This window comes from Mesorhizobium sp. M1169 (assembly GCF_040318345.1).
Taxonomy (GTDB): domain Bacteria; phylum Pseudomonadota; class Alphaproteobacteria; order Rhizobiales; family Rhizobiaceae; genus Mesorhizobium.
In genome coordinates, this window is sequence record NZ_JAMYME010000075.1 from 1 (window position 1) to 12,147 (window position 12,147).

A 12,147-nucleotide genomic window follows, 5' to 3' on the forward strand; every position below is an offset into this window, starting at 1 on the left:
CATCAGCAGCTGTCGCTCTTCAACGCCCACTACGACGAGCGCTGCTTCCTGCCGATCCATCTCTATGACGCCGCCACCGGCCGCCAATAGATCACGTCGTAGAGGTGCTCAGCCGAGCCACTGTCGAGATTGGTGACGACGAAGCGTCATGAATAAGACGGGCTAGGTCCAACTAAACCAAGCGGCGGCCATCTAAAAACCCGATGGCACCCTCCGCGACATTATATTGGCGAATTTAATACCGAGTGGCGCATACTTCCAGAGCAAGAAATTGCAAGGCGCAACATCTATCTGAAACCCGCCAGATCGCTTGTACTCGCAATATATTGAACAAATGAGCGAAACATCACATCTTACGTTCGATCTCGATAGGGCAGGCGTGAGCAGGGGACATCTTGCAGTCCCGGCAGGTGCCGACGTGGGGAGCTTTCGCTACCGGTCTTCAGTCTCAATAAGGAGAGGGACCGCGCCTTCTTGTGACCGGCGGAAACCATGGCAATGAACTGGAGGGGCCACTTGTCGCGCGACGGCTTATCGAGTGGCTGCCAGAAGCGCAAACCTGTGGAAGGGTCATCGTCCTACCGGTGCGCAATCCATTGGCCGTGCAGGCTTGGAGCCGCAATACTTCCGCAGATATGCGTTGCCCGACTAAGAGTTCGAGCAGCCGCTTCGAAGACAAAGATCGAGTGCGTCGAGGGTACCCGATCGCGAAGCTTTGACATGAAGCAGGTCTATATCAGACGCTACCTTTTCCATCTGCGAGACCGACGGCACATGGTCTATTTGAATGGCTAACAACGCCCGAGCGCGTCGTGGGCGCGACTACGTCGCCGGCACCTTCACCCAGCGAGTTGGCAGTGAACTCATTCAATCAAACAATGACGATCGAGCGCAAAGTCGGCCAGCCACCTCACCCCGATTCGACTATGTCCGGCTGGTACCGTTACTTGAAGAGGTTTGCCGACCGTGGCATCCCGCGGCTCGCCTCCCCGCTACAAGCGAGAGCCATTCTGGAGCGCCCACAGAAGCTATCAAAGCCATTTGGGACCGAGATCGCCATCGAGAACGACGTTGGAGCCATCAGACTGGCTGCAGTCGGCAAAAGCACGCAAGTTGAAGGGCGCGGGTCTGATTTGAAAGCCTTGTTCGTCAGAATCAAAGACAAATAAAGAGAAAGATCCATGAGCGTTATGTCGGCAAAAGTTATTGAAAACGAATGGATTCAGATGCCGGACGGGCGCAGGTTGGCGGCCAGGATTTGGCTTCCCGCCTCCGGGGGGGCGGTCCCTGCCATTTTTGAATATCTGCCCTACCGAAAGCGCGACGGAACGGCGGCGCGCGATGAGACGACGCACCGCGTTTTTGCAGAAGCGGGCTACGCCTGCGTGCGTGTCGACATTGCCGGATCGGGCGACAGCGAAGGGCAGTTCGACGATGAATATTCCGAGCGGGAGTTGAGTGACGGTGAGACAGTTCTGGCCTGGATCGCAGCGCAGGAATGGTGCGATGGCAACGTTGGAATGACCGGCATCTCGTGGGGCGGTTTCAATGGTTTGCAGCTGGCGTATCGACGGCCACCTGCGCTGAAGGCGGTGATCAGCATGGGCTCGACGGTCGATCGCTACGCGGACGATTGTCACTTCATGGGCGGCTGCCTGCTCAGTGGGAATGTTGATTGGGCCACCCAGCTGTGTGCCTTCCTCACCCGTCCCGCCGATCCCCAACTGCGTGAGGATTGGCGTGAGGACTGGATCCGACGGCTGGAAACGGTGCCTTTCTCTGCTGTTGAGTGGATGCGCCATCCGACGCGGGATGATTTCTGGAAGCACGGCTCGGTCTGCGAGGACTTGTCGCGCATAGAGGCGCCGGTGCTGGCAATCACCGGCTGGGCGGACCCGTATGTTAATGCGCCGCCAGCGCTGGCGGCGAACCTCCCGACTCCGTGCAAAGCCATAATCGGACCATGGGAACATACCTATCCCCACCAATCGCGGCTCGATCCTGCCGATTTCCATTCGGAAGCGTTTCGCTGGTTCGACCGCTGGCTGAAGGGAGATCGCAACGGCGCGGAGGATCTGCCTGCTTACCGTGTTTACATGCAGCAACATTTCAACCCGACTAAGGACTACGGCCCGCGTGTGGGACGCTGGGTGGCCGAGCAGAGCTGGCCTTCACCCCACGTGAATGACCGGGTTCTTTTCCTGGGGTCTGATGGTTTGAGGGACAATGCGACCGTTGGGACCGTAGCAGTCTCCAGCCCAGCGCACATCGGCCAGGCAGGCGGCTTTTACTGCCCTGGCATGCGCATCGACAACGATTTGGCCGAGGACCAGGCCGCTGATGATTCTCTGTCGACCTGTTTTGACAGTGCACCGCTGACCGAGCCTATGGAACTGCTTGGCCGTCCCAAGGTGAAGTTTGCCTTTTCAGTTGACAGACCAGTGGCTCAAATCGTGGCGCGCCTGTGCGACCTCTCGCCCGACGGCGTTTCGCAGCGGATTACCTTTCGGCCGCTGAACCTGACCCATTTTGCCAGCAATGAAAGCCCACAAGCACTCGTGCCGGGCCAAGTCTACGAAGCCGAGATAGAGCTGAACGAGTGTGCCCACCTACTGAAAACCGGACATGTCCTGCGGCTGGCGCTGTCGACCTCTTACTGGCCGCTCGTCTGGCCCGCGCCTGAGAATGCGGTGGTCACGCTGCACCTGGAAAACAGCGCGCTTCACCTGCCCATTCGAACAGTTACTGAGGAAATCCCGCCCATGAACCCCGGTCCAGCACGTGAGTATCCGAAGCTACAAGTCCAGCAGCTGCGTCCAGCCACTAGCACCTTCAAGCGGCACGCGTTGGAGGATGGCACGATAGTGCTGGATACGTTCGACGACTTCGGCCAGAAGATCAATCCGCATCACGGAATGACCGTGGGCAGCGATGTTCGGATGCACTGCAGTATCCATCCGGACGATCCAGCATCGGCCCGATACCTAAGCGAGTGGCATTTTACGTTCAAACGTGACGATTGGCAGGTCGCGATCGAGACCGAACAAAGCATGAGCTGCGACTCCAAATACTTCCATCTGCACCGCAAGGTGCGCGCCACCGAGGGCCGGGAAGAAGTCGAAGTGTTCGCAAGAGAATGGTCCGAAACCGTTCCGCGCGGGCTGCTCTAGATGTCAGCAGCTTTCTATAATGGATGTATCGCTACGAAGGCGGCCCCGTTTCGAACGGGAAAAGCTCACAAGGGGAGTGGATATGAAGACTGATATCGCTGGTATCTTAAGCCGCCGCAACTTTCTGAAGGCCGGCGCCGTGCTTGGCGGAGGGGTCGTCACTGGCGGCATGCCGTTGTCGCAAGCTATCTGGGCAGCCGAAGGCAAGGTGCTCAGGGCATGTTCCAATGGCGACCTCACCAAACTCGATCCCATTTCCGTAGCGCGCGCCGTGGAAATTGACGTGATCAACTGCCTTTATTCGAAGCTCATTCGCTACAAGCCGGGTACCGAATGGGCCTGGGAACTGGATGCGGCGGAAAAGATCGAGAAGGTCGACCCGACGCACATCCGCTTCCGCCTGAAGAAAGGCATCAAGTTCACCGGCGGCAACGGCGAAATGAGCGCCACTGACGTTAAATTCTCCTTCGAGCGCTTGTTCAAGCACAACTCGTCCAACAAGCCGTCATGGGGTTCGTTCGATCATGTCGAGTTGGAGGACGACTATACTGGCGTGATCGTATTCAAGACGCCATATGCACCTGTTTGGTTCGTTTCGCTCCCCAGTGAGAGCGGCCAAATCGTTTCCGAGGATGCAGTCATTAAGGCAACCAAAGACGGCGGTGATTTCGGCATTAAGCCGCCAGCGTTCTCTGGTCCCTACGTGCTCGCCGACTGGAAGCCAAACCAATATATACTCTTGACACGCAATCCGGAGTGGTCGGGCCCGAAGCCGGGCTTTGACGAAATCCGCATCTTGCCGGTCGACGACCTAAAGGCCAGGGAACGCGCCTATCTGGCGGGCGATGCGGATTTCACTTCTATCAGTCTGGATTCGCTTGCGAGCTTTAAGAGCAACCCGCCGGCCAACACGAAGGTGGAGGAAAGGCCCTCGCTCGGTTACGCCTGGGTTGGCATGAACATGGATCACCCGAAGCTGAAGGACATCAATGTCCGCAAGGCGATTCAATGGGCGATCAATGTGCCGCAGATCCTAGATGCTGCCTATGCGGGCCAAGTCAACGTGGCGACAGGCCCGATTGCTCCCGGGCTCATCGGGCACCGTGCGGAGGCGCTCGTTCCGCCAGAAGGCGATCTCGCAAAGGCAAAGGAATTTCTGGGAAAGGCCGGCGTAAGCGATCTGACCTTGAGCATCGATTGCACAAACGAAAGCGTTAATTCAGCTATAGCCCAGATGGTGCAAGCACAATTGTCCCAAATCGGCATTTCGGTCGAAGTCAACAGCCGAGATTCCAGCACATTCTGGACGCTTGGCATGGAGTCGGAGGGTGAGCGCTGGAAGGACTTGCAGCTCATCGTAAATGGGTTCATCGGTCTGCCGGATCCGCATTACAACGTGACTTGGTTCGTGCAAGATCAAGTGGGCGTCTGGAACTGGGAGCGCTTCCGCAGCGCGCGCTTTGACGAGCTGGTTGCTAAGGCGGTCACGATCGACGACCCGGACGCGCGGGCGAAGCTCTACTATGAGATGCAGGATCTGATGGAAGAGTCGGGCGCCTACCGGTTCCTGACCAATGGAGCGACGCCGATAGTATACCGCACCACACAAATCAAAGCCGCAACCCGTCCGGACGGGGCCCCCCTCTACCTCGATTGCCAGCCGGTTTAGCCTCGAGCGATGTGATCGGGCGGGAATCATGTGGCTCTATCTCCTGAAACGCATTGTCCTCGCGGTCGCAATCATTGCGATCGCGGTGACACTTCTGTTCCTGATGGTCCATGCCGTCCCGGGCGATCCTGCAGTAGCTTTGCTCGGACCACGGGCGACTCCAGAGATGAAGGCGCAGCTCCATCAGCAGATGGGGCTTGACAAACCTCTTGTCGTGCAGGTCGCCACCTTTTTTGGCAGGCTGCTGCATGGCGATCTCGGTTTCGACGCGTTCAGCCAGAGACCTGTTGGGGAGATAGTTTTCGAGCAACTTCCCTATACGATTGAACTGATCCTGGTCTCGATCTTGTGGGCGGTTGTGATAGCTGTGCCACTCGGCTGCTACTCGGCAATGCGACGCAACTCCCTGATCGACCAGGTCGTCGGGGTCATGGCGGTCGCCACGATCGCCATTCCGTCGTTCGTCATAGCAGTCTATGCTCTGCTGATTTTTGCGGTGACCCTGCGCTGGTTGCCAGCGATCGGAGCCGGCGATGGATTCTGGGGTGGACTTATCTATCTCATCCTCCCAGCTTTCGCCGTAGGGATTGGCTGGGTCGGCTACATCTCCCGACTGGTGCGCGCCTCGATGCTCGAGGTGCTAGGGGAAAACCACATTCGCATGGCCCGCTCTTTCGGGATCTCGGAATGGCGCATTGTTGCGCGCTACGCGCTGCCGCTCGCGATCCTGCCGACCGTGACCATCCTCGGCGTAGGCATAGGTTGGCTGCTTTCGTCCGCGGTTTTTATCGAAGTGGTCTTTGCGAGACCTGGCATCGGCGCGTTGATCGTGAATGCGGTCAATACGCGGAACTATCCGGTTGTGATGGGCGTCGTGCTCGTCACCACGTTGCTTATTGTTGCCGCCACGACGCTCTCGGATCTTATCAACGCATTCCTCGATCCGCGAACCCGGGAGAAGCTCTGACATGGTAAGTGTGGAAGTTATCCGTCCCGAACCCAACGATGCGATGGCGACAGGCACCTTTGGCACCTTTTTGCGGCAATTGCGCAAGAATCGTCTGGGCGTGCTTGGAGCCGTGCTCGTCGTACTCGTGTTCGCGAGCGCGATCTTTGCTCCGCTTCTTATCACGCATGACCCGATCCGAATCCTGGTCGGGCCGCGTCTGGCCGGGCCTTCACTGGATTTTCTGCTGGGCACCGACCAATTGGGCCGCGATACGTTCTCGCGCGTCATCATGGGCGGCCGCATCCCGCTCCTTGTCGCTTTCGCCTCCCTCGGCAGTGCGCTGGCGGTCGGCGTCGTGCTTGGTCTCATCGCAGGCTTCGGGCCGCGCTGGCTGGACAATTTGCTCATGCTTGTCTTCGATACCATCCGCTCCTTTCCCGGTATCATCTTTGCGCTGGCAATTATCGCGCTTCTGGGACCAAGTCTGGCCAGTATTATATTTGTCATCGCAATAACGTCGGTGCCGATCTATGCGCGTGTCGTGCGCACGCAGGCACAGGCCCTGCTGAGCAGTGAGTACATAGCCGCGGAGCGCAGCATGGGTGCAGGCACGACGCGCATCCTTGGAGCGCATGTTCTGCCCAATGTGATCGGTCCCCTTCTCATTCTCGTGAGCATGGACGTGCCGGCCGTCACCGCCACTTCGGCTGGTCTCAGTTTTCTAGGCATGGGTGTGCGCCCGCCAACGCCCGATTGGGGAGTTATCCTCAACGATGGCTATAACTTTATCGACAGGACGCCTTGGCTGATCCTCGCTGGTGGCATGCCGATCGTCCTCGCAACGCTTGGCTTCACGTTTCTGGGCGAGGCGCTGCGCGACATATTCGATCCCAAGCTGCGGAAAGACCTATGAGACGCGACGAGGCGACTTTGCACATGTCCGCCCGTCCACTCCTTGAGATTCGTGGGCTCGATCTCGATTTCGGTACACCGCGCGGGCGTGTTCGTGCGCTGCGTAACGTTTCTCTAGATGTCCCGGCCGGACAGGTAGTTGGCGTCGTAGGCGAGAGTGGATCTGGGAAATCGACGCTTGCATTCACGGTGATGGGCCTGCTTTCAGAAAATGCAGATGTGACAGCAGGCAGCGTCCTGTTCGAAGGTAAAGACCTGCTCAAAATGCCTGTACCAGCGCGTCGGAGCCTGCTCGGCGATCGTCTCTCCATGATCTTTCAGGATCCGATGACCGCACTCAATCCGGTGCGGACCATCGAGAGTCAGATGATCGATATCCAGTACCACGAACAAGGAAGCCGCAGCGAAAAACGCGCTCGTGCCCTCGAGATGCTTCACAGGGTCGGAATTCCCGATCCCCAAAGCCGTGTCGGTGCCTATCCGCATCACTTCTCCGGCGGCATGCGTCAGCGCGTTTGCATTGCCATGGCGCTGCTTGTGAAACCAGCGCTCCTCGTCGCCGACGAGCCAACCACTGCGCTCGATGCGACACTGGAAGTGCAGATCATTCATCTACTCAAGGATTTGCAAAAAGAGATCGGTTGCTCTGTGCTGTTCGTTTCCCATCATCTCGGCGCGGTAGCTGAGTTGTGCGACCGAGTCGTCGTCATGTATGCGGGCGAAGTGGTGGAGCAGGGCGCCGTTCGAGACATCTTCCACAATCCCGGTCACCCCTACACGCGCGCGCTGCTTGAGTGCGATCCCGGGCGTATCAGAAAAAGCACACGTACTTTGCCGACCATACCCGGCGAGGTGCCCAGTCTCCTGGGCAGCAAGGAAGGATGTATTTTTCGCACACGTTGCCGACATGCATCCAACCGCTGTGTGCAAGAGAACCCGGTGGAGTACCGCATCGGCGTGGACCAAGTCGCCCGATGCCATCTCCTCGACGAAGAGCGGCTGGTTTCGGCATGAGCGCGCTGCTTCGGGTTGAGGACATGCGGGTCCGCTTCCGCACCATGGGGCCGCTGAAGGCGCTCGCAACTGGGACAAAAGCCCCTTTCATCGACGCAGTATGCGGTGTGTCCTTTGAAATCCGTAAGGGCGAGACACTCGCCCTTGTCGGTGAAAGCGGCTCAGGCAAATCTACCATCGCGCGCACGGTAATCGGGTTGCAGCGGGCTGTGAGCGGCAGCATCAGCTTCGATGGACAGGAAATTGAGGAGCTCAGGGGGGCTGAACGCAAGCCCTACTTGCGGCGCATGGCGATGATGTTTCAGGATCCCATCGGCTCACTCTCGCCCAGGTTGACCGTGCGATCGCTGCTAACCGAACCGTTCCGGATCCATGGATTAAAGCGTCGCGATGCCGGAAGCGAGGCTGAGCGCTTACTGCGCATGGTCGGCTTGCCGGCGGATATTGCTCGCCGCTATCCCCATCAGCTTTCCGGAGGTCAAGCGAGACGCGTTGGCATAGCGCGGGCCCTTGCGCTCAATCCGGATTTGATCATTGCCGACGAGCCGACGGCCGGTCTCGATGTTTCGGTGCAGGGCGAGGTGCTCAATCTTCTCGCGCGGCTTCAGGACGAACTCGGCATGGCGATCCTAATTATCACGCATAATCTCAATGTCGTGCGCCACATGACCGATCGCATGGCGATCATGTATCTAGGCCGCTTCATTGAGGTCGGCTCGACCGAGCGTATCTTTGAGCACCCGCGTCATCCCTACACGGAGGCGATGCTTGCAGCCAATCCGGAGCCCGACCCGGATGCTGTGCTGAACAGGATCGAGCTTAAGGGCGAGGTCCCGAGTCTGATGAGGCGACCATCCGGTTGCGAGTTCCACACCCGCTGTCGTTACGCGCAGGATATCTGCAGCCGCATATTCCCCGAAACTTCAACAAGCCCAAAAGACAGCGAGCACAGCTTCAGATGCCATTTCCCGCTCGATCCTAAAATCGTCCCAAGTTTGGAACGGCCATTCCCCGTGTCAGTCGAACCCACCTGACGATAACGAGACAATATGACTAAGGAAGCCCTGAGATGCGGACGAAAGGAGCATGGGGCACGGGCTGATGGAGAACCGCCATGGCCTGCTGGCATCGCGCTCGTTGGCGCAGCCGAGCGCTGCGTGCATGTTGGTGACCGAGAGGGCGACATCTACGAGCTCTATTGCACCGGCAGGACCTTGGCACCAGCTTCCTCGTGCGGGTGCAGACGAACAGGCTGGCCGAGCGGCCTGCCGATGCTGCCCCGCACGATCCTGCTCATCGCGTCTTCGCCCAACTTTCGGCGGCGCCTTGGGCAGGACGTCATCGCATCACGGTCGATCAGGACGAGACGACCTGCCTGCAGGTGAAGTTCGCCGCCATCAAAACCTTGCCGCCCGTGGGCAAGCAGAAGCGCTACAGTCCGCAGGTTGTGACATACATCCATGCCCTCGAAGAGGATCCGCCGCCCGGCCGCGAGCCGATCAACTGGAAGCTGGCGACCAACTTGCCGGTCGGCGATCTCTCCGCGGCGGTTGAGAAGCTCGGCTGGTATGCCCTGCGCTGGAAGGCGGAGGTGTTCCATAAGGTCATGAAGTCCGGCTGCCGTGCCGAGGAGGCGAGGCTCGAGACCCCCGAGAGGCTGGCGAAGTTCCTCGCTCTCATCGCGGTGGTCAGCTGGCGCATATTCTTCGTCACAATGTCGGCGCGCGCCAAGCAGACGCCGCGGCCGACAGCGTTCTCACCTTCGCCGAGATCACTGCGCTCAACCGGATCGACGCGTCCCGAACGCGACCACGCCTCCACGGCCCACGCTCGCCGCTTACCTACTGCAAATCGCCATGCTTGGCGGCTATCTCGCCCGCAAACATGATCCGCCTCCCGGCAACATGGTCGTCTGGCGCGGCATGACCCGCTTGCACGACATCGCCTTCGGCATCTCCATTGGATCAAGCCGACGATGTGGGTAATCGGAAGCCCTACCGGATGCTTACGGAAATGTAACCAGCTCACCACGCTTAGCCAAGCACCGCATATCGCGCGCATTAGAAAGAGGAGACAATATCGATCATCTGCTGATGCTCAATATTGGAGACAAGGCCCCGGTCGGGGACTCTTCGATGGAACTGAGTGGCCGGCTACGTCAATGCCCCCTTGCTAAGATAGAAGCAGCCCCAGGCGTACACACGGAAATGCGGTATCCAACCCGCGTATAAGAGTTTGCAAACCGCCGTCTTGAGGTCCTGTCTCCTACATTGCGCGTTAGCTACACTATGCAGGACCAGCCAGTATTGGCGGGATGAACAGTCGTGGCCATGCCGCTTGCATTTGAACATAAGAGTTCCAGAGAAACGAAAATCGCGCCGAGATCAGTACGGATTGCGGTCGGAGTTTCGGATCGGTCGGCCACTGCATGCATGGTTTTCCTCCACGGAATGTTTGTCAGCAACATCACTCTGCCGGAGCACTCGTCGCCATCCATCCGTTCCCCATGGGATCTGGTGATGTTCAACGTCATCTGATTGCCTCGCGCGGGACGCCACCATGAGCAAGACTGACGGTGAGACGCCAGCGCAGAATAGAGGTGTCCAAGAACACGAAAATAAGTATCAGCATCTCTCTGAAGTTTCTTCGCATCAATGTTTGGCGACGGTCGCCCTTTACCTGAGCGCTGGTGCGGAGATGTGGGGACGCTGATTATTATTCCTTTTCGGCTGGAAATGGTGTTATCGACCAATCAATTAAGTCGACGGCGCGCTGAAGGATCGCCTTGGTCTGAGCCAGGCTGGAGGAAGCGGCGATGACATGTCCGATACAGTCTCGGTAGTCGTATTTCCTGAAGATCGGCGTCTTGGGTTCAACAAAGAATTTAACCTCGGCGACACCTGATACAGCAGCCGCCCGACTGTTGCCACTGATCCAATCGAGCGTGCCATCGCGATCAGCAACTAGGAACCGCGCGGCCGCAGTCTGCGAATTGCTTCTGCGTAAGTTCCATTCGTCGCCGATGACAAGCTTGATGTGCTCGGTGACGAGATCGACACCGTACGCCAGCTGAACCAGTTGAGGACCGGGCGAACCCGGAAGGCGCGGATTGACTTCAATGACGACCGGGCCACGCTTCGTCCACCGGAGCTCAAAGTTCGTTGGCCCCCAGCCAAGGCCGAGAGCTCGCAAACAGCTCAGCGAAACATCGGCGATTCGATCATGCTCGTCATCAGTCAGCACGGCCGGATAGGTGAGCTCACGATAGACGAAATGGGGTGGGCGCCAGAAGTCAAGGACGCTAATCCCAATGACCTCATTTCCCATTATGTCAATGCTATAATGCGGGCCCTCTGCGAATTCTTCGACCAGTATCCTCGGCGACGACCGCCATATGTGCTTCCCGCCCAACAGATAGGTCGTATGTTCAGCCAACTCCTCGGCATTGCGGCACAGTCGGACACCGTTGCTGCCGCCGCTGTCTACGGCTGGCTTAAGAATCACCGGCAGGCCGATCTCTGCGGCAGCACTTTCTATGTCCGCCGCATTCGCTGCCAGGCGATAAGCAGGTATTGGAACGCCGGCCCCCGCGAGGAGCTGACGTTGAGCGAACTTGTCGCAGCACCGTTCAATCGACTCAGGATTCGGTCCCGGTAGATCGAAATACCGGCAGAGCTTGCCAACTGTCGCATAGGTCGACTCTTGGGCGCTGGTAATGCCAGCAATGTCATAGGTCGCACCTAACCGGGAACATTCGCCAACCAGCGCATCGAGATTGCCTGTATCGATACGGATTGCCTCAATTCCTTCCGCCGCAAGGTAGTCGTACCGAGCTGTATCAGCCGACAGGGCAACTGGATGAAGACCAAGACGCTTGGCCGCTTGGACGAATAGCAGCATATTAGTTGCGCCTTCAACCAGGATGAGCACTCTTCTTGCCATTTTATGTTCACTCCCACGTTGCTTGCTGTGCTGCGGTCCATGCGTAGATCGACAGACTGGGCGTAGATTTTTCGGAGAAGTACCATAGTCAGTGATCTTCGGTCGCAAAGATTCCGTGAAGTTTTATGAAGTGTCTTTTACAATCGTTTTGATTACTGGGCGTTTGCGATGGGACTGTCAGGAATTCTGTGCGCGAGGCCGGTCTCGTCATTGGCTGACGAACCTCTCGCCGAAGACAACGGCGAACTGGGTCTTGGCCTCGAACCATTCGCGCGGCGGTCGTTTCCATTCCTCAGCCGCATGGTTCAGGACCAGATATAGCAGTTTCATCGCCGCGTCGTCACTCGGGAAGTGTCCGCGGGTGCGGACGGCGCGGCGCAGCTTGGAGTTCAACGCCTCAATTGCATTCGTAACCGGTATGATCATGACGGTGCCATCCGATCCCCGCTGGAGATGAGCGATTTTCGGCGTATGGTGCGACCATCCGGGAC

General features: G+C 58.2%; 10 protein-coding genes and 1 pseudogene. 9 read left to right on the plus strand and 2 right to left on the minus strand.

Annotated features, from left to right (window positions below; translation table 11 throughout):
* Window positions 1–476: 476 nt before the first annotated feature.
* The 9 genes and pseudogenes from NKH41_RS32925 to NKH41_RS32965 all read left to right on the plus strand — a co-directional run bounded on the left by NKH41_RS32925 (window position 477) and on the right by NKH41_RS32965 (window position 9,602).
* Window positions 477–719, plus strand: a complete 243-nt coding sequence (locus NKH41_RS32925; protein WP_352935785.1) for a M14 family metallopeptidase — start codon at window positions 477–479, stop codon at window positions 717–719.
* 225 nt (window positions 720–944) lie between these two features.
* Window positions 945–1,088: pseudogene (locus NKH41_RS34320) on the plus strand (CapA family protein); the annotation flags it as partial.
* 93 nt (window positions 1,089–1,181) lie between these two features.
* Window positions 1,182–3,170, plus strand: coding sequence for a CocE/NonD family hydrolase (locus tag NKH41_RS32935; RefSeq protein ID WP_352935788.1), 1,989 nt, complete (start codon window positions 1,182–1,184; stop codon window positions 3,168–3,170).
* Between the two features lie 82 nt (window positions 3,171–3,252).
* Window positions 3,253–4,839, plus strand: coding sequence for an ABC transporter substrate-binding protein (locus tag NKH41_RS32940; RefSeq protein ID WP_352935791.1), 1,587 nt, complete (start codon window positions 3,253–3,255; stop codon window positions 4,837–4,839).
* Between the two features lie 28 nt (window positions 4,840–4,867).
* Window positions 4,868–5,806, plus strand: coding sequence for an ABC transporter permease (locus NKH41_RS32945; RefSeq protein ID WP_352935794.1), 939 nt, complete (start codon window positions 4,868–4,870; stop codon window positions 5,804–5,806).
* 1 nt (window position 5,807) lies between these two features.
* Window positions 5,808–6,701, plus strand: coding sequence for an ABC transporter permease (locus NKH41_RS32950; protein ID WP_352935797.1), 894 nt, complete (start codon window positions 5,808–5,810; stop codon window positions 6,699–6,701).
* Complete coding sequence (locus NKH41_RS32955) at window positions 6,698–7,714, plus strand: ABC transporter ATP-binding protein (RefSeq protein WP_352935800.1); 1,017 nt, start codon at window positions 6,698–6,700, stop codon at window positions 7,712–7,714. The genes NKH41_RS32950 and NKH41_RS32955 overlap by 4 nt, the downstream gene beginning before the upstream one ends.
* On the plus strand, window positions 7,711–8,748 hold the full coding sequence (locus NKH41_RS32960) for an ABC transporter ATP-binding protein (RefSeq protein ID WP_352935803.1): 1,038 nt from the start codon (window positions 7,711–7,713) through the stop codon (window positions 8,746–8,748). Before NKH41_RS32955 ends, NKH41_RS32960 begins: the two co-directional genes overlap by 4 nt.
* Window positions 8,749–8,912: 164 nt before the next feature.
* Window positions 8,913–9,602: a hypothetical protein gene (locus NKH41_RS32965; protein WP_352935806.1), complete on the plus strand. Its 690-nt coding sequence runs from the start codon at window positions 8,913–8,915 to the stop codon at window positions 9,600–9,602.
* A gap of 827 nt (window positions 9,603–10,429) precedes the next feature.
* On the opposite strand, the gene NKH41_RS32970 is transcribed toward NKH41_RS32965, so the two are convergent.
* On the minus strand, window positions 10,430–11,656 hold the full coding sequence (locus tag NKH41_RS32970) for an ATP-grasp domain-containing protein (protein WP_352935809.1): 1,227 nt from the start codon (window positions 11,654–11,656) through the stop codon (window positions 10,430–10,432).
* A gap of 207 nt (window positions 11,657–11,863) precedes the next feature.
* Window positions 11,864–12,147, minus strand: a 284-nt coding sequence (locus NKH41_RS32975; protein WP_352749872.1) for a transposase, incomplete at its 5' end; no start/stop codon positions are given.